Origin of the sequence: Streptomyces xantholiticus (assembly GCF_014651015.1) — a bacterium.
GTDB classification, from domain to species: domain Bacteria; phylum Actinomycetota; class Actinomycetes; order Streptomycetales; family Streptomycetaceae; genus Streptomyces; species Streptomyces xantholiticus.
The window spans coordinates 406,623-428,283 of the sequence record NZ_BMWB01000002.1 but is presented as its reverse complement, the minus strand read 5'-3'; the positions used below and the strand labels follow the sequence as shown (position 1 = coordinate 428,283).

The 21,661-nt window shown below is 71.3% G+C and carries 23 protein-coding genes, 1 tRNA gene and 1 pseudogene; 10 read left to right on the top strand and 15 right to left on the bottom strand.

Going from position 1 to position 21,661, the window contains the following annotated elements:
* Positions 1-57 precede the first annotated feature (57 nt).
* On the top strand, positions 58-654 hold the full coding sequence (locus IE198_RS06200) for a histidine phosphatase family protein (RefSeq protein WP_189883491.1): 597 nt from the start codon (positions 58-60) through the stop codon (positions 652-654).
* Between the two features lie 234 nt (positions 655-888).
* Here the strand turns inward: IE198_RS06200 and IE198_RS06195 are convergent, their stop codons facing one another.
* Positions 889-2,307 carry an NsdA family TPR-like regulatory protein gene (locus IE198_RS06195; RefSeq protein WP_189883488.1) on the bottom strand — a complete coding sequence of 473 codons (1,419 nt, stop codon included), beginning with the start codon at positions 2,305-2,307 and terminating at the stop codon, positions 889-891.
* A 227-nt stretch (positions 2,308-2,534) separates the two neighbouring features.
* Here IE198_RS06195 and IE198_RS06190 point away from each other — a divergent pair, with 227 nt between their 5' ends.
* Both IE198_RS06190 and IE198_RS06185 read left to right on the top strand, forming a co-directional pair.
* Positions 2,535-3,005, top strand: coding sequence for a hypothetical protein (locus IE198_RS06190; RefSeq protein WP_373299787.1), 471 nt, complete (start codon positions 2,535-2,537; stop codon positions 3,003-3,005).
* 65 nt (positions 3,006-3,070) lie between these two features.
* The gene (locus IE198_RS06185; RefSeq protein ID WP_189883486.1) at positions 3,071-3,934 is read left to right on the top strand and encodes a spermidine synthase; all 864 of its coding nucleotides are present in this window, start codon (positions 3,071-3,073) and stop codon (positions 3,932-3,934) included.
* A gap of 21 nt (positions 3,935-3,955) precedes the next feature.
* Here IE198_RS06185 and IE198_RS06180 read toward each other — a convergent pair whose 3' ends face one another.
* The gene (locus IE198_RS06180; protein ID WP_189883483.1) at positions 3,956-4,492 is read right to left on the bottom strand and encodes a hypothetical protein; all 537 of its coding nucleotides are present in this window, start codon (positions 4,490-4,492) and stop codon (positions 3,956-3,958) included.
* 77 nt (positions 4,493-4,569) lie between these two features.
* On the opposite strand from IE198_RS06180, the gene IE198_RS06175 reads away from it, so the two are divergent.
* The 5 genes and pseudogenes from IE198_RS06175 to IE198_RS36555 form a co-directional block, all read left to right on the top strand.
* Complete coding sequence (locus tag IE198_RS06175; RefSeq protein WP_189883481.1) at positions 4,570-5,271, top strand: response regulator transcription factor; 702 nt, start codon at positions 4,570-4,572, stop codon at positions 5,269-5,271.
* A complete protein-coding gene (locus tag IE198_RS06170) occupies positions 5,268-6,662 on the top strand; it encodes a sensor histidine kinase (RefSeq protein WP_189883478.1) in 1,395 nt (464 codons plus the stop codon). The genes IE198_RS06175 and IE198_RS06170 overlap by 4 nt, the downstream gene beginning before the upstream one ends.
* 165 nt (positions 6,663-6,827) lie before the next feature.
* Complete coding sequence (locus IE198_RS06165; RefSeq protein WP_189883475.1) at positions 6,828-8,318, top strand: cellulose binding domain-containing protein; 1,491 nt, start codon at positions 6,828-6,830, stop codon at positions 8,316-8,318.
* Between the two features lie 410 nt (positions 8,319-8,728).
* Positions 8,729-8,956, top strand: coding sequence for a hypothetical protein (locus IE198_RS06160; RefSeq protein WP_189883472.1), 228 nt, complete (start codon positions 8,729-8,731; stop codon positions 8,954-8,956).
* 285 nt (positions 8,957-9,241) lie between these two features.
* Positions 9,242-9,776: pseudogene (locus IE198_RS36555) on the top strand (transposase); the annotation flags it as partial.
* Between the two features lie 19 nt (positions 9,777-9,795).
* Here IE198_RS36555 and IE198_RS06150 read toward each other — a convergent pair.
* From IE198_RS06150 to IE198_RS06085, 13 genes are all read right to left on the bottom strand, one after another.
* A complete protein-coding gene (locus IE198_RS06150; RefSeq protein WP_189883722.1) occupies positions 9,796-10,011 on the bottom strand; it encodes a hypothetical protein in 216 nt (71 codons plus the stop codon).
* Positions 10,008-10,292 carry a hypothetical protein gene (locus tag IE198_RS06145; RefSeq protein ID WP_189883470.1) on the bottom strand — a complete coding sequence of 95 codons (285 nt, stop codon included), beginning with the start codon at positions 10,290-10,292 and terminating at the stop codon, positions 10,008-10,010. The genes IE198_RS06150 and IE198_RS06145 overlap by 4 nt, the downstream gene beginning before the upstream one ends.
* Entirely contained in the window at positions 10,289-10,486 is a 198-nt protein-coding gene (locus tag IE198_RS06140) for a hypothetical protein (RefSeq protein WP_189883467.1), read from the bottom strand. The genes IE198_RS06145 and IE198_RS06140 overlap by 4 nt, the downstream gene beginning before the upstream one ends.
* 87 nt (positions 10,487-10,573) lie before the next feature.
* A complete protein-coding gene (locus IE198_RS06135; protein ID WP_189883464.1) occupies positions 10,574-11,419 on the bottom strand; it encodes a helix-turn-helix domain-containing protein in 846 nt (281 codons plus the stop codon).
* Positions 11,420-11,435: 16 nt separating this feature from the next.
* A complete protein-coding gene (locus tag IE198_RS06130; RefSeq protein ID WP_308426788.1) occupies positions 11,436-12,224 on the bottom strand; it encodes a DUF6879 family protein in 789 nt (262 codons plus the stop codon).
* Between the two features lie 13 nt (positions 12,225-12,237).
* A complete protein-coding gene (locus IE198_RS06125) occupies positions 12,238-12,684 on the bottom strand; it encodes a DUF732 domain-containing protein (RefSeq protein WP_229833765.1) in 447 nt (148 codons plus the stop codon).
* 1,384 nt (positions 12,685-14,068) lie between these two features.
* Positions 14,069-14,629 carry a hypothetical protein gene (locus IE198_RS06110; protein ID WP_189883457.1) on the bottom strand — a complete coding sequence of 187 codons (561 nt, stop codon included), beginning with the start codon at positions 14,627-14,629 and terminating at the stop codon, positions 14,069-14,071.
* Positions 14,622-14,747, bottom strand: a complete 126-nt coding sequence (locus tag IE198_RS36045) for a hypothetical protein (RefSeq protein ID WP_268246459.1) — start codon at positions 14,745-14,747, stop codon at positions 14,622-14,624. The genes IE198_RS06110 and IE198_RS36045 overlap by 8 nt, the downstream gene beginning before the upstream one ends.
* Positions 14,748-15,661: 914 nt before the next feature.
* Positions 15,662-16,915, bottom strand: a complete 1,254-nt coding sequence (locus tag IE198_RS06105; protein WP_189883454.1) for a tyrosine-type recombinase/integrase — start codon at positions 16,913-16,915, stop codon at positions 15,662-15,664.
* 110 nt (positions 16,916-17,025) lie between these two features.
* Positions 17,026-17,098: transfer RNA gene (locus tag IE198_RS06100), tRNA-His, on the bottom strand.
* A 92-nt stretch (positions 17,099-17,190) separates the two neighbouring features.
* Positions 17,191-17,793 carry an oligoribonuclease gene (gene orn, locus IE198_RS06095; RefSeq protein ID WP_100107274.1) on the bottom strand — a complete coding sequence of 201 codons (603 nt, stop codon included), beginning with the start codon at positions 17,791-17,793 and terminating at the stop codon, positions 17,191-17,193.
* Positions 17,794-17,963: 170 nt separating this feature from the next.
* Positions 17,964-19,160 carry a helix-turn-helix domain-containing protein gene (locus IE198_RS06090; protein WP_189883451.1) on the bottom strand — a complete coding sequence of 399 codons (1,197 nt, stop codon included), beginning with the start codon at positions 19,158-19,160 and terminating at the stop codon, positions 17,964-17,966.
* Between the two features lie 388 nt (positions 19,161-19,548).
* A complete protein-coding gene (locus IE198_RS06085; RefSeq protein WP_189883449.1) occupies positions 19,549-19,836 on the bottom strand; it encodes a hypothetical protein in 288 nt (95 codons plus the stop codon).
* Between the two features lie 421 nt (positions 19,837-20,257).
* On the opposite strand from IE198_RS06085, the gene IE198_RS06080 reads away from it, so the two are divergent.
* The gene (locus IE198_RS06080) at positions 20,258-20,779 is read left to right on the top strand and encodes a universal stress protein (RefSeq protein WP_189883447.1); all 522 of its coding nucleotides are present in this window, start codon (positions 20,258-20,260) and stop codon (positions 20,777-20,779) included.
* A gap of 183 nt (positions 20,780-20,962) precedes the next feature.
* Positions 20,963-21,538: an acetate uptake transporter gene (locus IE198_RS06075; RefSeq protein WP_189883445.1), complete on the top strand. Its 576-nt coding sequence runs from the start codon at positions 20,963-20,965 to the stop codon at positions 21,536-21,538.
* Positions 21,539-21,661: the final 123 nt, after the last annotated feature.

Here is a 21,661-nt window from a genome sequence, read left to right as displayed (position 1 = left end):
CGTTCAGGTGCGCGATGATGGGGCGACATCCGATCGTGAACCTCAGGAGAGCCACCCATGGCACCGCGGATCCTGCTCGCCCGGCACGGCCAGACCGAATGGTCACTGCTCGGCAAACACACCGGCAGGACGGACGTACCCCTGCTGGAAGAGGGCCGTCGCGGCGCGAAGCTGCTGGGTGAGCGGCTGCACCGCGCGCCGTGGTCGGGCCTCGAAGGGGTCGAGGTCCGCACCAGCCCGCTGGCACGGGCGAGCGAGACCTGCGCGCTTGCGGGTTTCGAGGAGCGGGCGCGGCCGTGGGACGCGCTGATGGAGTGGGACTACGGGGCGTACGAGGGCCTGACACCGCCCGAGATCCACGCGATCCGGCCGGGCTGGCTGCTGTGGCGCGACGGCGCGCCAGAGGGCGAGAGCCTCGCGGACGTCTCGGCCCGCGCGGACGAGGTCGTCGAATGGGCACGCTCGGCCGACCGCGACGTGCTGGTCTTCGCCCACGGCCACATCCTGCGCTCACTCGGCGCGCGCTGGCTGGGCGAGCCCATCTCCTTCGGGGCGCGCATCCGGCTCGATCCGACGAGCCTGTCGGTGCTGGGGTGGGCGTACGGGGAGCCGGCGATCGAGCGCTGGAACGACACGGGGCATCAGGAGGGTTGACGGGGGCGCGGGTGGCCGCGCCTGCGACAGGCTCTTTCCCCACGCCGCACCTCCCGGACGGGGCAGGCCCCGGACCCCGTACCGCGCTCCCTCTGGGCCTGGCGGACCGGGCCCCCAGGTCGGCAAGGCGCAGGGGAGCTTGAGGACACCGTGCGAAACGCGCTACCGGGGTCCGGGCTCCGTCCGGTTCAGGGAAGGGGCGGAGTGGCGAACGGCCCCGCGCAGCGGCGTGGGTCAGGCCGGGTGGGGGGCCGCGCGGCGGTGGAGGAAGGAGGCCACCGATGGTGTACGGCCGTGTGGCAGCAGTACCTTCGCCGTGTCCGCCAGCATCGACTCGATCCGCGCCGAGCGCACCTCGCCCATCAGGTCCAGCACCTGCTCGCCCGCCACCGCCGCCTCCTCGGGGGCGCCCGCCTTCGCCAGGTCCGCCGCCAGTTCCGCCCGGTAGAGCGCGAGGTTGCGCGTGAAGCGGCGGTCCTGGAGCGTCGCCGCGCGCCGTGCGTGACGGGCCGCGCGGGCCCATTCGCCCAGTGCGGACCAGCACTGCGCCTGGAGCGCTTCCAGCTCGGGTTCGGCGAAGAACGACATCCACTCCGGGTCCGCCCCCGACGCCCCGCGCGCGAAGTACGCGTGCGCCCTCGCCAGCGACTGCTCGCAGCTCGCGCGGTCGCCGAGCCCCGCCCAGCCGCCCGCCTCCCGCAGCGCGAGCAGGGACAGCAGACGGTGCGAGGCCACCTGCCGGGCCGCCAGCTGGCCGGCCTGCGCGGTGCGCACGGCCTCCCGGGGCCGCCCCGAGTCCCTGGCCAGGAACGAGGTGTTGCAGAACGCGTGCGCCTCCAGGGCCGGGTCGCCGGCCACGCGCGCGGTCGCGAGGGCCTCCGCGTAGTGGGAGCGGGCGTCCTCGAACCGGCCGGAGTCGTGGGCGAGCCAGCCCACCGAGATGGCGAGTTCGCCGGCGCCGGCGTGCAGCCGTTCCTCCGTCGATCTGCGGGCCGACGTGCCCGCGTCGAGCAGCGCGTAGGCGGCTCGCAGCGGCCTCGCCGCGCGCCGGTAGAGGCCGTCGGCGCCGTGCCGGTCGTCGAGGAGACGGATACGGCGCACGGCCTCCTCGACGGCGCGGACCTCCGCCTCGCCGACCCTTGGCCTGCCGGGCACGGATCCGAGTCCGAGCCCCAGGGACGCGGCCGCCACCGTGGCGGTGCCGCTGGTCATGAATGCGCGACGCAGCACGTCGCTCTCCTCGTCGCTGTCACTTCCACCGCTGCCCATGGGGAAGGGGCAACAGGGATGGTGGTTCGGGTGGGCGGGGTCTGCCTGGTCGTCCGGCGACTGCGCCGAAACGGAGTCGACCCGCTTCCGCGCGCCGCGCCCGCGTACGCGTTCCCGGGCCGTGAAACCCAGGTCCGTCAGCGCGAGGCCGGGGAACATGTGCAGGAACACCCGCTCGTACGCGTAGTTCGGGCAGCGGATCTCGCCGGCCTCGACACGGCCGATGTAGCGGGCGTCGCAAGAGACCTGCTCGCCGATCTCGCGGGCGGCCCGGCGTACGGCCGTCGCGAACTCGCCCGGCGAGCGGTGTCCCCGCAGCCTGCGGAAAGCCAGGTTGGGTACGGGAGGAGCAACTGCCCGCGATGCCTTTGACGATGACGCCATGGCCGAGCCCTCTCTTGGTGCGGCCGGATTCCGGCGGGCAAGAACGTACCTGCTGTGAGAGCTCCCTCACCCCGGGTTTAGCTACAAAAGGGGCATCTCGCCGGTGATCTGCCATGAACTGCCACCCTTTGCGGCGGCGTGCCGCCGTAGCCCTTGACGCACACGGGCGTTGAACCGTACGGAGGCGCCTTACGCGTCTCCACTCGAGCGAGGAGGGGATCCCCTTGTTGGAGGTCGGCATGGAGACCGGCGCGACGCCCTCGACCACGGCCGGGCATCTGCCCAGCCCCGACAGCAGCGCACCGCCCACTCGCCACGTGGTGGGGGCAGTGGGCCACATCGGGTCGGCGGAGCCCTGCGACCTCGTGACGGTCCCCGCCCGGCAGGGCCTCGAGGCGGTCGACATCCTGCGCCGTGCCGCCGCGCCCGGGGTCGGGCCGGTGCTCCACGACGGGGCGTGCGACACCCTCGGCTTCCTCGTCCCGCCGGGCACCGCCGACGCCTGGGACGTGCCGGGCAGCGCGTGCACCCAGACATCGGGCCGGGGCCTGCGCATTCCGGCGGAACTGCCGGTCACCGGCTCCGGCTGGCTGCTGCCGCCCGACGACGACGCGGGCACGGTCACGGACCCGGCGGTCCTGCGCGAGGCGCTCGGCGAGGCGGCCCGCCTGATCGAGGCAGCCGACAACCGTCGCTGACAGCCCGCGACCGCGCTCGCGAGCGCCCGGACGCGGGGCTTGCCGGGGCGGGCGATAATGGACGGGTGGCGAAGAACAGGCGGCGTGGGGGCGGTGGCGCCGCGGCCGTCGTCGCGACCGTGGACGGCGGGCTCGCGGAGTTGATACCCGACCGCGACCGCCCACACGGATGGACGCTGCTCATCGACGGCGCTCCGCAGTCGCACGTGGATCTCGACGACCCGGCCAACCTGTCCTTCGAGTACCAGCGCAGGCTCGGTCACGCGCTGGACCTCGCCGCCCCCGAGGGGCGGCCGTTGAACGTCGTGCATCTGGGCGGCGGCGCCTTCACCCTCGCCCGGTACGTCGCCGTCACCCGCCCCCGTTCCACCCAGCAGGTCATCGAGTTGGACGCCGCGCTGGTCCAACTCGTACGCGAAAGGCTGCCCTTGGAACCCGGCGCCCGGATACGGGTGCGGTCCCTCGACGCCCGGGCCGGGCTCGCGAAGGTACCGGAGGGCTGGGCGGACGTGGTGATCGCCGACGTGTTCAGCGGTGCGCGTACGCCCGCCCACCTGACCAGCACGGAATTCGTCGCAGAGGTACGCAGGGCCATGAGGCCCGGCGGCTGCTACGCCGCCAACATCGCCGACGGGCCGCCGCTCGCGCATCTGCGGGCCCAGATCGCCACGGTCGCCGCCGTCTTCCCGGAACTCGCGCTCGCCGCGGACCCGACCGTGCTACGCGGCCGCCGTTTCGGCAACGCCGTACTGTTCGCGTCGGACGCCGCGCTGCCGGTGGCCGAACTCACCCGCCGGGTGGCGAGCGACCCGTACGCCGGCCGTGTCGAACACGGACGGGCGCTCGCCGACTTCACGGGCGGGGCGGCGCCGGTGCCGGACGCGAGCGCCAAACCGTCGCCCGCACCGCCGCCGGCCGCCTTCCGCTGAGGGCCGAGCCGGGAGAAGAACCTAGCGCTCGTCGAACTGGACCATCGGCGGATGCCCGTTCCACGTGCAGAACACCGACACCTCGTGCCCGTCCTGCGTGAACGTGACCCGGATCCACGTCGGCTGCTTCCACACCTGCATCTGCCAGTCCGCCGCCGGAGTCGCGGAGACCAGCTCCGCGGAGCTGTCGCCGATGTCGAAGACGACCCGGCCGCCCTTGACGTTGTAGCCCTTCACGTTCCCGGACTCCGGGGGAGGCTGCGCCGCCGGGGACTTGGGGGGAGGGCCGGTTCGTGTCGGCGGGGCCGGCGGCGTGGTCGTGGCTTGCTTGCTCGGGGACGGCGAGGGGGAGGGGGCCGGCGGCCGGGCCGTCGACGACGCCTGCGGCTTGGCCGCCTGGGGCGTCGGGATCTGCGCGGTGATGGGCAGTGCGCGCGGCCGGTCGTACGCGGTTCCGGCCATGACCGTGTGAACGCCCCACCACGACAGCGTCACCGCCGCGCCGGTGGACAGCGACCACGCCATGGCATGTACGAGTCCTCGATGCATCGGGGCCATAGTGCACCACCGGCAGCACGCTTGTCCCGGACGGGACCGGCGGACCGGCATCCCCCGGATGGCGTACGGTGCCGCCCATGGCAAGTGTGCTCGTGGTCGAGGACGACCAGTTCGTACGCTCCGCCCTCATAAGGCACTTGACCGAGGCCTCCCACACGGTACGGAGCGTCGGCACGGCCCTCGAGGCGCTGCGCGAGGTGGCCCATTTCCGGTTCGACGTGGTCATTCTGGATCTCGGACTGCCCGATCTGGACGGCGCGGAGGCCCTGAAGATGCTCCGCGGCATCACCGACGTGCCCGTGATCATCGCGACCGCGCGGGACGACGAGGCGGAGATCGTACGGCTGCTCAACGACGGCGCCGACGACTATCTGACCAAGCCGTTCTCCGTGGAGCACCTGTCGGCCAGGATGGCGGCAGTGCTGCGCCGCTCCCGGGCGGCGGCCGGCGATGCCCCGCCCTCGCGGGTGATCCAGGTCGGCGGACTGTCCATCGACCCGCTGCGCCGCCAGGCCGAGCTGGACGGGGACCGACTCGACCTCACCCGCAGGGAGTTCGACCTGCTGGCCTTCCTCGCCGGCCGGCCCGGCGTCGTCGTCGCCCGCAAGGAACTGCTGGCCGAGGTCTGGCAGCAGAGCTACGGCGACGACCAGACCATCGACGTCCATCTGAGCTGGCTGCGCCGCAAGCTCGGCGAGACGGCGGCACGGCCGCGCTATCTGCACACACTGCGCGGAGTCGGAGTGAAGCTCGAACCACCGAACGGACACCGGCCATGAGATGGGCGCTCGTCAAGGTCTCACTGGCCGTCACGGTGATGGTCGTGCTCGCGTTCGCGCTCCCGCTGGGCATCGTCATCAAGGAGATGGCCCGCGACCGCGCCTTCTCCAACGCCGAACGCCAGGCGGCGACGATCGGACCCACCCTGACCGTCACCACGGAACGCCGCCCGCTCGAGCGGGCCGTCGAGTCCACACCCGCCGGCGCGGTCGGCCGGATGGCCGTGCACATCCCGGCATCCGGCGAACCGGGCAGCCTGCCACTGGAGATCGGCAAGCGCCGTGCAGCCAAGAAGGACCTGGCGACCGTCGAACGGATCGGCCGCGCCTCGATCGCCGAAGTGTCCGGCGGTTCCGCGCTGCTGCAGCCGACCGCGATCAGCACCGGCCAGATCGCCGTCGTCGAGATCTTCGTACCGGAGGGCGAGGTGTCCAACGGCGTCGACACCGCCTGGCTCGTACTCGCGGGTGTCGGCATCGCACTGATCGTCGGCTCGGTCGCCGTCGCCGACCGGCTGGGCGTACGGATGGTGCAGCCGGCGCAGCGGCTCGCGGGCGCCGCGCACGACCTGGGCGAGGGCAAGCTCGGGGCACGCGTCCCCGAGGAGGGACCGCCCGAACTGCGGTCGGCCGCCGTCGCGTTCAACTCGATGGCCGACCAGGTCGTCCAACTTCTGGCCAACGAGCGCGAGCTGGCCGCCGACCTGTCGCACCGGCTGCGCACCCCGCTGACCGTGCTGCGGCTGAACGCGGCGTCGCTGGGGGAGAGCGCCGCCGCCGAGCAGACCCGGGCAGCCGTCGCACAACTGGAGCGCGAGGTGGACACCATCATCCGCACCGCCCGGGAGGCCAAGCCGCAGACCGCGGCGGCCGGGCCCGGCGCGGGCTGTGACGTCTCCGAGGTGGTCCGGGAACGGATGGGTTTCTGGTCGGCGCTCGCGGAGGACGAGGGCCGCAAGGTCCGGCTCGCCGGTGTGGACCGGCCCGTACGCATCCCGGTCGCCCGCCCCGAACTGGCCGCCGCGCTCGACGCGCTGCTCGGCAACGTCTTCCGCCACACTCCAGAGGGCACGGCCTTCTCCGTCGACGTCCACAACGGCGACGACGCTGTCATCGTCCTGGTCTCCGACGCCGGTGGGGGCATCGCCGACCCGGCGGCCGCGATGGCCCGCGGCAACAGCGGGGCCAGGGACGGCTCGACGGGCCTCGGCCTCGACATCGTGCGCCGGGTCGCGGAGTCGACGGGCGGCGACGTACGGATCGGCAGATCGGTGCTCGGCGGCACGGAGGTACGGATCTGGATCGGCCTCGACCCGCGCGCAGCGGCTGCCGAGGAGCGGCGGGGACGGCGGCGCGGACGCGTCCGGCGGCGGAAGGCAGCACTCGGGTAGCCGTGCGCGCCCTCGGCCCCGTCGAGGATTAATCGCCTCCCATGCCTCCCTTAAGCGCGCCCTAAGAAGCCCGACCGCGGTCCGTGATCGGGCATTTGTCCGGTTCGGTATCGCTAGCGTGCAGCGCACCACCCCCCGACTCCGTAATGCAGAGGCAGGCACGCGATGGGCAGCAGTACGCACCGGCGCAGGGCGAGCGTCAGGACCAAGGCGGTCGGCGCGGTCGTCGTGACCGCGGTGATCGGCGGCGCGGCGATCACCCTCACCGGCACCGCCCAGGCCGCGGCGGTCGGCGCCGCGTACACCAGGACCAGCGCCTGGGACGGCGGTTACACCGGCCAGTACGTCATCACCAATGAGACCGACAAGGCGCAGACGGACTGGACCCTCGAATTCGACCTGCCCGCCGGGACGAAGATCAGCTCGCTGTGGAACGGCGAACACACCGCGGACGGACAGCACGTCACGGTCAGGCCCGCGAGCTGGAACAAGAGCCTCGCGCCTGGCGCGTCGGTCACGGTCGGCTTCGTCACCTCCGCGAGCGGCAAGGCCGCCGACCCGGTGTCCTGCCTCATCAACGAGATCAAGTGCTCGCTCGACGACGGCGCGACGCCCCAGCCGAGCGGACGGCCGACGGAGCAGCCGACCCCGAGGCCGACGCCCACTTCGGCGCCGTCTGCGACGGCCACGCCTTCGGAGACCCCGAGGCCGACGCCCACGGCCACCGCCACCTCGACGCCGACCGGGACGCCGAAGCCGGGTGCGGCAGCGCGCTACGCGCCGTACATCGACACTTCGCTGTACCCCGCGTACGACATGCTGGACACGGCCGCCAAGACCGGTGTCACGGAGTTCAACCTCGCCTTCATCACCTCGGGCGGCAGCTGCGCCCCGCTGTGGGGCGGCGTCACGGACCTCGCGAACGACAAGGTCGCGGCCCAGATCGGCGACCTGCGCGCCAAGGGCGGCGACGTCCGCGTCTCCTTCGGCGGCGCGGCGGGCCACGAGCTGGCGCTGAACTGCTCCACCGCCGACGACCTGGCCAAGGCATACGGCAAGGTCATCGACACCTACAAGCTCACCAAGGTCGACTTCGACATCGAGGGTGCCGCACTGCCGGACACCGCGGCCAATTCACGGCGCTCGCAGGCCATCGCCCAGCTCCAGAAGACCCATCCCGGCCTCGACGTCTCCTTCACCCTGCCCGTCATGCCCGAGGGCCTCACCCAGCCCGGCGTCGACCTGATCGCCGACGCCAAGAAGAACGGTGTCCGGGTCGACGCGGTCAACATCATGGCGATGGACTACGGCCCGGCCTACAGCGGCGACATGGGTGAGTACGCGATCTCTGCCGCCACCGCCACCCAGGCGCAGATCAAGGGCGTGCTCGGACTCTCCAACGCCGCCGCGTGGCAGGCCGTCGCGGTCACGCCGATGATCGGCGTCAACGACGTCGTGACGGAGATCTTCAAGGTGGAGGACGCCACGCAGCTGGTGAAGTTCGCCGAGTCGAAGAACCTGGCGTGGCTCTCGATGTGGTCCTCGACGCGGGACAAGCAGTGCGCAGGTGGGGAGAAGCCGGCGGCGGATGCGACGTGCAGCTCGATCCTGCAGGAGCCGCTCGCCTTCACGAAGGCGTTTGCCGCGTACAAGTAGCCATTCCTCCCGCCCCCCACGGGCGGCGCCCCGGCCGGGTCCCCACCCGCCCGGGGCGCCGCCACGCCCTCCGCCTGCCGCGCTGTCCCTCCCCCGGCTACTTCCCGCTGCACCGGATCGCGGCTCCGCCGCGTGGCGGGGCTCCGCCCCGGGCCGCCCGCCGCGTGGCCGGGGGCTCCCCTGGACCGCATTTCGCGGGCTCGTCCCCCTGGGCCTGGCGGCCTGGGGGACCCCCATCGGGCCCCCGATGGACTCGGACTCGCGCTACGCCCGTCCGGCCCGTCCGGCCCACCGCGCGAAGCGCGGTTCACGCAGCGTGATGACCCCCGGATTCGATGTGACGCACGAGAACGGGGGCATGGGAGCGCTCCCATGGGTCGTGGTGCACCTGCTCCTGACGCTCGCCGGCCATGCGCCCGGAACGCATGACCCTCGCCCAGTACCCGGTCGTGCCGAGGCAACGGTGGTGCTGCTGGTCTCGCTGCACGCGGGGTGACCCGCCGCCGGGGCTGGAGCAGCTGTCGATCCCTGTGGTGGCCAGCGGCCGACGCTCGGCGCAGCAGACGGTCGCCGCAGTCGACTCCTACGACTTCGAGGGTGCGCGGGTGGCCGTGGCCCGTCCGACGGCCCGGGGATGACGCGCCATCGCGGCGATCGGCTTCGCCGGCTCGGCGGTGGCCCGTCACATGGACCCGGCGCTCACGAGCGTGCGCCCGCCGACGGAGGGGATGGGGCCACCCCGCGGCCCGGCTGCTGGTCCCGGAGATCACGCGGCCGTCAACGGAGCGGCCCCGATGGTGCTGCCGACCGAGCGGGGGGCCGGGACTCGTCGTGCCGCGGGAGACCGGGCCAGGCGCGGAAAAGGGCCCCGGTCCGAACCTAGATTCTAGTGGTCGTTGCAACACCCCAGTTCAGGGGTGGCAATGGACTTCAAGATCCGGGAAGACCGGAGGCCGCAGGGACCCAGGAAGCTGGTCCAGGAGCGGGAGGCATACTTCCGGCTTGTGGATCAAGGAATGGGCTACTCCGAGGCCGCCGCCGCCATCGGCATCAACGTCCGGACGGGCAAGCGATGGCGGAACGGACGCGGCGCCTCGGGCAAGAACAAGGCGGCACCACCGGTCAACACGGTGGTGCGCCGCCCGTTGAGGCAACGCCTCCCGCGCCCTCGCGCTACCTGGGCGAGGCCGAGCGCATCCACATCGCCGACCGGCTGCGCGAGCGGGCCACCCTCCGGGCCATCGCTGCCGAGCTGGGCCGCAGCCCCTCAACGATCAGCCGCGAGATACGCCGCAACCGGCACCCCACCAACGGCCAGTACCGGCCCCACGCCGCCCAGGCCCGTGCCATGGCCCGCCGGCCCGCCCCAAGCCCGGCAAGATCGGTCAGGACCCGGAACTGCGTACCTTCATCCAGGACCACCTGACCCGGCGCTGGAGCCCGGAGCAGATCTGCCGCCACCGAGCCCCGGCGGGGTCTATGGGCAGGCATACACGTCGATGTCGAGGACGTGCGCGCCCATGCGGCCGACAGCTCGGCCGACGAGGACGGCGCCGACCGTGAGCTGCTTCTCGCAGGCGTAGCAGGCACGGCCGGCGTACGCCTCCCACGACAAGTCAGCGGCCGGCGGGATCGGCGTTTCCACACAGCGGGCGGTGGCCGAAGCAGGGGAGACATCGACAGGAGCGGTCATCGCGCACAGCCCACAGGGAGGTAACTGCGCTCCGCCTCGGGGACGACTCCGGCCGCTTGTGCTCGCGCCTGCTCCTCCGCGGTCGCGGTGCGGAGGTCCCGCTCGTAGATGGACTCTTCGCGTTGCGTGCGGCGGGCGGGGCCGTGGTGGAAGCGGACGCGGACCATGCCGCCCTCGAGGGTGACGAATCCGAGGTGCAGGGTGACGAGGCCCGTGCGTCCGTCTTCGGCGGTGACGTGGTCGCCTACCGCGTACCGGGCGCTGATCCTGTGGCGGCTCATACCTCCACCCGCCCGATCGCGGGAGAGAGGTCGCGCTGATCGCGGCACGGGTCGCAGGCGTACAGGGCCAGCGGCGGCCCCGACTGCCGTTCCACTGAGCGGACATAGGTGGCGGTGGATGAGGGGCCCTTGTGCCAGTGGCACCAGCGTGACCCCGCTTCGGCAGCCCCCGAGGGGCGGGTGTCTGAGTCCATGACCAGCACGTTAAGGACGAGCGCGAATCAGAGGCGGCTCTGATTCGCGAATATTCGCCGACCCACTCGGCCGATTCGCCGCGATGCTCAGACGGTGTCCAGCTGCGCCCGCGCCCGTGCGATCAGGCGGTGCGCGGCCGGGCCGAACACAGCCGCCTGGTGCAGCAGATCCCACACCCGGCCGTACACCGCGACGCTGTCCCGGTCGTCGAGCCACAGCTCCGCATGCCAGTCCTCGACGATCGCGAGCCGCTCGTCATACAGCCAGAACCCGGGCCCCGGGGGGATAGCCACACGGGAGCCCAGCGGGACGATGCCGAGGTGGACGGTGTCCAGTCCGATCGTTCCGACGAGCCGGTCGAGTTGGCCGGCCATCACCGCGGCCGGTGCGATGCGAGTGTGGAGCGCGGCCTCCCACATCAGGACGTGCCATGTCCGGCCTGTGTCGTACATGAGGGCCTGGCGGCGGATGCGGGCGCGGACGGCGTCGTCTATGTCGCGGGGGCTCCGGTGCAGATCTGCGTAGGCCGCGAACACTGAGCGGGCGTAGTCGGGGGTCTGGAGCATGCCGACGACCATGTGGTTCTGCCAGGCGCGCAGGACCTTGGACCGCTCGTACTCGACGGTGAGGGCGTCCTGGACCGGGCGGTGCCCGGCGGCGAGTTGGCAGCGCCAGGTGCGTTGCCGGGACTCCAGTGCGCCGAGCTGGGCGACCAGCTCGTCGGCGACGTCGGGCCGGTCCGCAGCTGTGGCCGCCCAGGCGCGCAGGTCGTCGGCGCCGGCGGTCTGGCGTCCGGTCTCCAGCTTGCTGACCTTGGACTGTGGCCAGCCGAGCCGGTCGGCGAAGTCACGGCCGGTGAGCCAGGTGGCGGCGCGCAGCTCGCGAAGCCTGGCGCCGAGCGCCGCCCGTCCCTGCTGGTAGTCCGTGCTCACATGGGCACGGTAGCGGCTATGCCTGGTCGTAGGGGGTGGCGTGGTGCCATGCGGCCTCGCGGGCCTGGAGGTAGCGCAGCACCTCGCTTGGGGTGGTGATGAGTTCGACGCCGGTGATCTCGTCGGCGTCGTCGAAGTGGAGCAGGCCTACGACCCGGGCGTCGAAGATCCAGAAGTCTTCTTCAGGGAGCCGGAGTTCTTCGGCCGTGGCCCGGGTCAGGATCCGGATGTCCTCGCCGACGGCCTCGTTGCGCCGGGCGTTGTCGAGGAGGTAGCGCTGCCCGACGGTGGGCGGTTCGTCGAGGATCCGCACCCGCTCGAACCGCTTCCCGAGCGCGGCCTGCTCACGGCGGCCGCGGCACCACGGGTCATCGAGGTCCCAGTCCACGCGGCTTTCGGCGAGGAACTGGGCGTAGGTGTCGGTTTGCTCGTCGCTGGCGTACCGGCGGCGGGTCTCCAGACGCCACGCGGAGTGCTTCAGCGTGGTGAACATGCTGGTGAACTCGTCGAACGGAATCGGGACGGGCACGTGGACGGGTTCCTTTGGGCCGAAGTTGGCGAGGAGTTCGCGCGGGACAACGACGGCGCCCTCCTCCGGCGTGAGGTTGTCGAGCTGCTGGAGTTCGGCGGGGTCGGTGACGCGGTCGCCCTGGACGACGTAGGCGTCGCTGCCCGGGAGTTGGTAGAGGGTGGGGCAGCCGTCGTTGCGGAGTTGGAGCCGACTCGCTGCAGTCGCCGGGCCATGGTGGTTCCCCTCGTTCGGTGTCGGTACGCGGCACCGTAGCGGGAGTGGCCCGGCGGTCAACAGGACGCCAAAGTCAGTAGGCCCCGCTCTCCTTCAGTTCTTCCACCACCATCGCCTGGTGCTCTGGGCAGTACGCCTTCACCGCAAGGACGACAAGCTGCTGCGCGTCCGGCAGAGCCGTTCCCCAGTTATGGCCAATGGGGTAGAGGCTCGGATCGTCGAGCACGTACTTCACGCTGTGGTCCGCGTCGAACTCGCTACACCACTGCGGCGGGTAGGCGACAAGTTCCTCGTCCGTCGGCTGGGAATCTGACCAACTGGAGAAGCCGGCGGCCGTCACGGAGTCGAGGAACGTGGCCTCAGCCTCGACGGATGCTGACGGAGAAGGGCTGGCTGTGGCTTCACTGCTGCTGTCGCTCCCGCAGGCAGTGAGCGTGGCCGCCAGTAGGGCAGTTGTTACGGCTATGGCGGTGCGGCGCATGGTCCCCCCAAGGACATTACGGATGGTGGTGAGCATCATGCGCTGTGTGAGGACAGTGCGGTAGCCGTGTTGCGGAACAGGGCCCCTACGGGTATTGGCGGCGGGACGGGTCCAGGGCGAGAGACAGTGGTGCCGGAGGCTCCGGGTCAGGAGCCCTGTCTTTGCGGCAGACCTTCGCGTCCGGGGTCGTCGTCCGGGGTCTGCCACGAGTAGCCCTCAGGGCAGGACTGACCAGCCGGACCGGCAGGCCCCTGCTCGCCCTGCTCCCCACGCGGGCCCTGCTCTCCGCGCTCACCCTGAGGGCCGGTGGGCCCCTGTGGTCCTTCCGTGCCGGCCGGGCCCTGCTGCCCGTCGGCTCCGCCCTGCCCAGGCTCGCCCGGCTCGCCAGGCGCACCAGTGGGGCCGACGTCTCCCGGCGCCCCGGGCTCGCCCGGTTCACCAGCCGGACCACGCGGGCCCGGGATCGGCACCGATACCTCTGCTCGGTCCCGGCCTATAAGGAACCTCGCGCGGACGTACGCGCCGTCGATCAGCTGGCGTTCACACAAATCGCCTGGGCCTCGTATGTGACGGGAACGTCGGCTGCGTTCTGGACACCGGCTTGCCACCCGGTGCGGTCGGCGAATGCCCCGGACTGGCTGACGGTGACGCCAAAAACGAAGGGCTCCCAGACAACGCCTCCTCCGGTTACCACCTTCCCCGGATCACACTCCACCAGAGTGACGCAAGAGGCTCCGGGACTGCACGTGGTTTCCGTTGTATTCACGTCGTACCCGGAAACGCCGACCGGTCCCTGGGCCCCCTGTGCACCGGTGCTGCCCTGGAAGCCCTGGGGACCCTGCGCTCCGGTGCCGCCCTGGAAGCCCTGCGCGCCTTGGGCCCCGGTGTCACCCTGCGGGCCCGCTGCGCCTTGGGAGCCCTGGGGACCCTGGACGCCCGGAGCCCCCGGAACCCCCGGGACTCCCTGGAAGCCCTGGGGACCGCGGGGGCCCCTGCCCTTGTCCTTGTCCTTGTCGCGGTCAGTGCTCGTGGCACCGTTCGGGCCTGGCAGCCCCACGCTGTGTTCGGTGCCAGACCTGTGGATCGCGTCGGCGATGGCCTGCGTGCTCGTAACCACGTTGAGTGCCACAGCAAGCGCGCCTGCTGAAACCATCGTGGCGGAGTTCACGCGGGAACTTCGGATCGTTCTACGGCTCACCAGAGCACCTTCCTCACGAGACTTCGGGTGGTCACGCCGCAAACGCGCAGACTCGGCAAAGTGAGCTTGATTGCATGCGTGTCGGATTGTCCGTATCCACGAACAGAGCCATCTTTCACGCCACATGATCGAATGATCGCGACCTGGCGCATGTCATTGCGAAGACCACCCGAGCAGTCGCAAACGCCCCGTCGTCCGGGTGGGCGACGGGGCGTCTGACCTGCGTCAGCGGGCGTCGCCGTACCCGGGGCCGTCGCACCCGTTGCAGACGTCGGGGCAGCGGCGGCAGCCGGAGCAGAGTTCGTCACCGTGGTGGCAGCGACAGCCCTCCAGCTCCTCGGTGGCCGGGTAGACGGCGATGTCCTCCAGGCAGTGCCAGCCGTCACCGGCCGCGTGGTCCTCGGTGTGGCGGGCGGGGCGAATGCAGCGGCGTACCGGGTCGTCGCCGTGTTCGGCGCGGCACTGCTCGGCCGGGCGGGGCTGCTCCTCGCGCTTCGTCGGGGCGTCGGCAGCGCAGCCGGGGCAGTGCACGGGCACGCCGTGGTCGGGGATGCACGGCGGGCGGCCGTCGAGGTAGCGCTCCAGCATGCTCATCGTCTCGGCGCGCTGCGTGGCGAGTTCGGGGCTGATGGGGAACCAGCTGGTGATGCGACGGCCGTTGTCGGGCGTCGTCGTCGGGGCGTCGTCGTCGGCGGCGACAGGCGTCGCGTTGGCGTCGGCGAGGCATCGGAGCTGCGTCCCTATCTCGACGACGGCGGTGGTGAGCTTGCGGTACGGGTCAGTCACGGTCCTGCTCCTTGCGGTCGCGGAGGCGGTCGATGATGACCAGGACGGCGGCGGCCGCCGCCGCAAGGGTGAGGCCCGCGGCGACGACGAGGAGTGTGGGGAGGAGGCGGCTCAGCACGGGCGTGCTCCGGTGTCTGTCTCGGGGGTGTGGTCGAGGTGCGCCACTGTGAGAACGACGCGGGAGCTGGTGCCGTACGCCGTGCCGCCGTTGAGATTTCAGCGGCCGGTGTGCGTGCCGCAGCCGCACTCCCCGGCGCACTCGCAGCGGCCGGCGGCCCGCACGGAGCGGTGACGAGAGCGTGCGCGCGATCGTGCCTCACCTCGACGGGATGAGCCCCGAGGACATCCGCAGGATCCAGGTCCTCATTGAGGCGTACCGCAAAGCCTGAGTCGCCTTACCCGTATCCGCACTCAAAGTAACTTGCGCATTCCATCTAGTTAAAAGCGCAGGCCGTGTGCATGATTGGGGTCCGCCTGGAGGGTGGAATCGGCCATTCTATGCGCACCCCAGTTCGAACTGGCGTGCGCGTGGGGCTGTGCGGATCAGGGAGGGCGACGTGGGCAGGACATCATCGAAACGGTCTACCGGGTGGCTGAGGAAGGGGAGTTGCCCCCGGGCCGCGTGGTCGACATCGTGCCCAGCGCCGACGGCATGACCATCCATGTCATCGTTGCCTCCGGCCACGCCTCCGTCGAGCTGCTCAAGGAGATATCCGAACAGCAGCGCAGCGCCTTCGAGACCGGCCGCTGGAAGCGCCTGGAGCCCACACCGGAGAACATGGTCCATCCCCGTCGCGTGTTCGAAGCCTGCTGGGAACTCGCACCGGCTCACCGCGTCCCGATCGGTATCCACTGCCTCTCAGTCGAGAGCGTCGGCCGTCATGCCTGGCTGATCCGCGAGGGGGGAGGCCACACCCCTCGTGGCAGCAGAGATCAGCATTCTGCTGCGCCGCATGGTCCGCTCCGAGGTGTGGGTCCAGGGCGACGCCGACGAGCCAGGCCCCGCCCCCCACGTCGACGCCTGACCGCGGTTCATCCCGCCTGGACGACCGAGAGGGCCGCCCTGGGTGCCGGCACACCCATGGCGGCCTCGACGGCGGCGGTGATGTCGTCGTCGAGGTGTCGCTCCAGGTGCTCGTACCGGTCGACCGTGGTCTGGATCGACTCGTGCCTCAACCGGAGCTGGATCGCGGGCAGCGGGATGTTCGCGGAGATCAGCCACGACGCGTGGGTGTGCCGAAGATCGTGGATTCGGGGCCTCTTCGGCAGCCCCTTCTCGACGGCCGCCTTCACCGCGGGCATCCACTTGCGGTTGTAGTAGTTCGCGTGCCGCCAAGCCCCGCCCATCGCGGCGCGGAACACGTCGTCGTCGTTCCTGCGCCCGGCGGTCAGACGCCGCAGCATGTCGATCTGCGCGGGGGACAGGCCGAGCAGGCGCCGCGCCTTCTTCGTCTTCGGCGGGCCGAGGTAGAACGCCTTCTCGCTGCCCTTCTTCGCCTTCTTCCATGCGCGCTGCACGCTGACGGTGGGCTTGGCCGCGGTCAAGTTGAGGTCGCTGATCTTGAGGGCGGTGGCCTCGCTAAAGCGCATGCCGGTGCCGACCAGCCAGTCGGCCAGGTCCCGCGCGTCGGGGTCGGTGATCTCCTGTGCCACGCGGGCGTACTCGTCGCGTTCGAGGAACGTCATCGGCTGTTCGATGTGGTCGTCTGCGCGGGGGAGCCGGGTCTTCTTGCAGCAGTTCGTGGTGCGCAGCTGGGGCTGGGCCTCCACGGCGGCCTGCACGATGCAGTACAGCAGCCCGTGCCGGTTGCGGATGGACTTCGGGTCGGCCGGCCTGCGCGCCCACTTCTCCGGGTCGTCGTCGGCGGGCTGGCCCTCTTCTTCGCGGCGGACCCAGTCGGTGACGTCGTCCTGGGTGAGGTTGCAGACGGTCGCCGGCACCTCGAGCCCATCGGCCCGGGCATGGACGATGTGGGAGAAGTGGATGCGGATCTCGCGGTGGTAGTCCTCGCGGGTGCGGACGTCGATGCCGGTGAGTCGGTCGACGTAGCGGGTGGCCCACTTCATGAGCGGCATGTCGCCGGGCGTGGTGTCCGGCTCTACGAACCCTTCGCCACGCACCCAGCCATGCGGCCACTGTCCGCCGTGCGCCTCGACGAGGGCCTTGAACTGCTCGGCCGCGGGGAGCTCGGCGAACTTCTCCGACTGCCACTCGCCGTCCTGCCGCCACTTCACCTGATAGGTACAGGTCCCGTCCTTCTTGGGTCGTTCCACGATGCTCGCCATGGGCGGACGATACGACCGGCGAACGGGGTCTGTGTTCCCATGGTGTTCCCAAAGTTCCGGGCATGACGAAGGCCCGGCCTGTTTTCGCAGGCCGGGCCTTGATCAGTAAGGGTGAGTAACGGGACTCGAACCCGCGACATCCTGGACCACAACCAGGTGCTCTACCAGCTGAGCTATACCCACCACGACCGGTCGCTTTCCCGACCGGCCGAGAAAAAGTGTACAGGGTCCGAGAGGGTGCTCGCGCCCGTGTTTTCCACGGGCACGGAGCAGGGCTATTGCGCGGGCAGCACGTGCTTGGCGGCGATGCCCTTCGCCGTCTCGGAGTCGGGACCGGGCTGCGGGACGAAAACCGCCTCGCGGTAGTAGCGGAGTTCGACGATGGACTCGCGGATGTCCGCCAGCGCCCGGTGGTTGCCGTTTTTCTCCGGGCTGTTGAAGTAGGCCCGCGGATACCAGCGGCGGGCCAGCTCCTTGATCGAGGAGACGTCGACGATCCGGTAGTGGAGGTAGCTCTCCAGCGTCGGCATGTCGCGCAGCAGGAAGCCGCGGTCGGTGCCGACCGAGTTGCCGCACAGCGGGGCCTTGCCGGGCTCCTTGACGTGCTCCCGGACGTAGGCGAGGACCTGCTCCTCGGCATCGGCGAGGGTCGTGCCGCCGGCCAGGGCGTCGAGCAGGCCTGAGGCGGTGTGCATCTGGCGCACCACATCCGGCATCGTCTCGAGCGCCGCGTCCGGCGGGCGGATCACGATGTCCACGCCTTCGCCGAGCACGTTAAGTTCCGAGTCGGTGACCAGCGCGGCCACCTCGATGAGTGCGTCGTCCGTCAGCGAGAGCCCGGTCATCTCGCAGTCGATCCACACCATGCGATCGTTCATGCGTCCTACCTTACGGGGGCGGCCGGGCGACGTTCCCGGCCTCGCAGGCCCGGCCCGGGAACACCGCCGGCCCGGCCGGGGCGCCGTCCTGTGCGGGCGGGCCCCGGCCGGGCCGGGTCGGGCTGTGGGGTGGGGCTGTCCGGCGGACCTGGGTCGGACAGGCCCACGGCCTACGGTGCGCTGCGCGGCCCCGGCAGGCTCGGCCGGCCGTGACCCGGCACATACGACTCCGGGCCCGGTTTGCCCAGGTCGGCGGCGGCCGACGCCATGGCCCCCGCGGGGGCGCGTCTGGCGACCGGCCCCGTCTGCGCGGCCACCATGGCCTCCGCCAGTGACGACCGGTCCGGTTCGCCCTGTGGGCGGCGGGCCCGGTACGCGGCCCGGTAGGCGGCCGGGGAGGACCCCAGCTGCCGCCGGAAGTGGCCGCGCAGTGCCACCGGGGAACGGAAGCCGCATCGGCCGGCGACCTCGTCGACCGAGTAGTCGGAGGTCTCGAGCAGCCGTTGCGCCTGCAGCACCCGCTGGGTGATCAGCCACTGCAGCGGGGCCGACCCGGTCAGTGAGCGGAACCGCCGGTCGAAGGTGCGTCTGCTCATGTACGCACGCGCGGCCAGCGTCTCCACGTCGAACTGTTCGTGGAGGTGTTCCAGTGCCCAGGAGACGACCTCGGCCAGCGGGTCCGAGCCGATTTCCTCGGGTAAAGACCTGTCGAGATAGCGCTCCTGACCGCCGCTGCGCCGGGGCGGGACGACCAGCCTGCGGGCGAGTGCTCCGGCTGCCTCCGTGCCGTGGTCGGTGCGCACGATGTGCAGACAGAGGTCGATTCCGGCCGCAGTGCCCGCGGAGGTGAGCACATCGCCGTCGTCGACGAACAGCTCCCGCGGATCCACGTGGACGGACGGGTAGCGCTTCGCCAGGGTCGGCGCGTACATCCAGTGGGTGGTGGCGGGACGCCCGTCGAGCAGGCCGGCCGCGGCCAGGACGAACGCCCCGGTGCACAGGCCGACGATCCGGGCGCCTTCCTCGTGTGCCCGGCGCAGCGCGTCGAGCGCCTCGGGCGGCGGCGGCGAGGTGATCGAGCGCCAGGCGGGCACCACGACGGTGCCCGCTCTGCTGATCGCCTCGAGACCGTACGGTGTGGTCAGTTCCAGACCGCCGGTGGTCCGCAGCGGTCCGTCCTCGCCCCCGCACACCAGCAGGCGGTAGCGAGGAACTCCGGCGTCCTGACGGTCAATTCCGAACACCGAGAGCGGGATGGAACTTTCGAATATAGGGCCGCCGCTGAACAGCAGCACGGCGACGACTTCCCGTCGCCGACGCCCGGACAGCTTTCGTGCCGTCTCCGGTGCGGCGGAGTCCTGACTCATGACGCTAAACCCCCCTCGAAGTGCGCGTCTCCCCGTTCGTTTCGGGCCTTTCGCTCCTGCACGTTTCCCCTCGGTTCTGCACGAGTCCCCCGGCCTTCGATACTCATGATCGAATCTACTGCGTCCCGTGGCGCCGGCGTGACAAGTTCGGGATGCCCCGCTATGTCGACATGGCAACTTGGCGCGATGCATTCGATCACGAAGCGTTCCATCTGGGGGCCCCGCAGGGAAGTGCGCCTCACGGTCATGGCCCGTCCCCGTAGGGTGCGGGCGCCGTCTTCAGCCCTTTCCCCCCTGGTGACAAGGGGGTTGGCAGGCCATTTCGGCAAGGTTCCGCCTGTGCAGTGAAGTTGGCTGAAAACATACGGGTGAGGGGTGCGCGAAACTGTCAGCCGCCGGGCGTGCGCCTCGATCCGCGCCTCGCTCCGCGCCGCGCGCCGTGGCGCGCCCCCGGGACGGTACCGGAGTCATGGCTTCCGGCGTGCGGCGAGTCCGTACGGGCGTGGCACCGTGCCGCCGTCCGCTCGGAGTGGCGCAGCAGGGCCCGGCAGGTTGCGGTCACCGCGGCGAGGCCGAGGGCCGCGGCGGCCGCGCCCCAGGCGGACGTCCCGTACGCGACCAGCACCACAGGGACCAGCAGGCAGCTGAACGCCCCCCAGCGGACGACTTCGCCCACCGGGTCCGACGGCCGGCCGGAGGGCGGCCTTGACGGTTTGCGCCGCGAGGAGGGCGGCCGCCTGGGGGAGGGGCCGGAAGCGCGGCGGGGCGAGCGGGCGGGGCCGGGCGGTCGTACGGGCACTGGAGCTCCTGAGGGCGGCAGGGTGGCCCAGTGGCCAACGAGGACCGGAGTCATCCGGTCACCGCACGGCGCGCAGACGTCTGTAGTGGCCAACCGGCATTGCGATCCCGGGCGCGCTCGGGCATGCTCCCTGGAACGTCGCGCATGGGGGCAGCGGGCCCTGGGCAGGAGAGGAGTGTCGCCGTACCCTGGGGATACGGGGTTGGGAAGATGATTCCCGGACACAGCTCCGCCGCTCCAACCGACGCACCTCCTTCAGTCGACTCCTCCGAAGAGGACCTCCTTCGCCGAGACATCGATGGCCGGTCACGAAATCCCCGAACCCGCGGACCGCAAGCAGGTAGCCGATTCCTCGTCGGACCTGCGGGCGGCGGAAGAAGCACGCCATTCATGCGATCCCGCCTTCCGGCACGGAGTCGTCGTCGGTTTCGACGGATCGACCTCCAGTGAGCGAGCGCTCGCCTACGCCATCGGCATGGCGAGGCGGATCGCCTCCGGGCTGATCATCGTCCATGTCGCCAACCGGCTGCCGACCACCGTCTGGGCCGGCTGCGAGCCGCCCGTCTTCGTGGACGTGCCGGACCACCGCACCGAGGTCCTCGGCCTGGAGCTGGCTTGCGCGGACTATCTCGCCGAGGTGCCGTGGATCCTGGTCGAGCGCGGCGGCGACATTTGTCATGAACTGGAAGAGGTCGGCCGTGAGTACTCGGCCGACGCGATCGTGGTCGGGTCCACGCACGGGATCGTCGGCCGGCTCTTCGGGTCGGTCGCGGGGCGGCTCGCGAAGCGCGCGCAGCGCCCGGTGGTCGTCATTCCATAGGCCCGTCGCCGGCCGCCTTCGGTGAGTCGGCGTCAACTTCCCGCACTCCGCACCGACTTATTCGGCGCGCCGGAAATCTACCCGTCCGTAGCAGGTGGGTTGTGCGCTTGTGAAGGGTACATAACGGTCCTGGGAAACAGCGGCTCTGCAGCACAACTGCACAGGACAGGAAGGGAGCCCGCCGTGGACAACGACGTCTCTGCGGGAAGCGCTGGTTCTACTTCGACTCTCGGCCATCTCGCCCTCGGACTGACCCTGTTGGCGTTCGGCGTCGGCAACACCGGCATGATCGACAACGTGACCGCGGCCGACGCCGCCGCGCTCGCGACCTGGGTCGGCGGAGTGGCGCTCTTCGTCGTCGGCCTGCTCGAGTTCCGCGCGGGCAACGGCCGCTCGGGCACGGCGTTCGCCGGTCTCGGCGCGTTCTGGTTCACCTGGGGCACCGCCGTCGGCGGCGAGACCTCGGCCGAGGCGGCAGGGCTCTTCATGCTGCTGTGGGCGCTGCTCGCGCTGACGCTGACCGCTGCGGCCTCCGGCAGCGGCGTGCTGGGCCAGGGCGTGTACGGGCTCCTCACCCTCGCGCTCCTGCTGGGCGCGACAGCGGCCTTCGCCGGGAACGACGGGCTGGCCAAGGCCGGCGGCTGGGTCGGCGCGGTCGCGGGCTTGGTGGCCTGGTACGGCGCGACGGCGGCGCTCGCCAAGTGGCCCACCTTCACCGGACGCGCTGCCGGCCGCCGGGGAGTGACGGCCACCGGCTGAGGCCCCTGCGCCTCACGGCAGCCCCAGGGGCCGGTGCTCCGGGTCGCACCGGCCCCGCACAAAGGAAGCGCCCCCTGCGGTGCGGTGGCACAGGCAGGGGGCGTTCTCCATGACCGGGGACGG

Coding starts and splice junctions, on each gene's coding strand:
- IE198_RS06170 (WP_189883478.1), top strand. CDS start 5,268: ATGAGATGGGCGCTCGTCAAGGTCTCACTGGCCGTCACGGTGATGGTC.
- IE198_RS06165 (WP_189883475.1), top strand. CDS start 6,828: ATGGGCAGCAGTACGCACCGGCGCAGGGCGAGCGTCAGGACCAAGGCG.
- IE198_RS06200 (WP_189883491.1), top strand. CDS start 58: ATGGCACCGCGGATCCTGCTCGCCCGGCACGGCCAGACCGAATGGTCA.
- IE198_RS06090 (WP_189883451.1), bottom strand. CDS start 19,160: ATGAGTCAGGACTCCGCCGCACCGGAGACGGCACGAAAGCTGTCCGGG.
- IE198_RS06080 (WP_189883447.1), top strand. CDS start 20,258: ATGGCCGGTCACGAAATCCCCGAACCCGCGGACCGCAAGCAGGTAGCC.
- IE198_RS06160 (WP_189883472.1), top strand. CDS start 8,729: ATGCGCCCGGAACGCATGACCCTCGCCCAGTACCCGGTCGTGCCGAGG.
- IE198_RS06125 (WP_229833765.1), bottom strand. CDS start 12,684: ATGATGCTCACCACCATCCGTAATGTCCTTGGGGGGACCATGCGCCGC.
- IE198_RS06195 (WP_189883488.1), bottom strand. CDS start 2,307: ATGGCGTCATCGTCAAAGGCATCGCGGGCAGTTGCTCCTCCCGTACCC.
- IE198_RS06180 (WP_189883483.1), bottom strand. CDS start 4,492: ATGGCCCCGATGCATCGAGGACTCGTACATGCCATGGCGTGGTCGCTG.
- orn (WP_100107274.1), bottom strand. CDS start 17,793: ATGAACGATCGCATGGTGTGGATCGACTGCGAGATGACCGGGCTCTCG.
- IE198_RS06105 (WP_189883454.1), bottom strand. CDS start 16,915: ATGGCGAGCATCGTGGAACGACCCAAGAAGGACGGGACCTGTACCTAT.
- IE198_RS06175 (WP_189883481.1), top strand. CDS start 4,570: ATGGCAAGTGTGCTCGTGGTCGAGGACGACCAGTTCGTACGCTCCGCC.
- IE198_RS06140 (WP_189883467.1), bottom strand. CDS start 10,486: ATGGACTCAGACACCCGCCCCTCGGGGGCTGCCGAAGCGGGGTCACGC.
- IE198_RS06150 (WP_189883722.1), bottom strand. CDS start 10,011: ATGACCGCTCCTGTCGATGTCTCCCCTGCTTCGGCCACCGCCCGCTGT.
- IE198_RS06145 (WP_189883470.1), bottom strand. CDS start 10,292: ATGAGCCGCCACAGGATCAGCGCCCGGTACGCGGTAGGCGACCACGTC.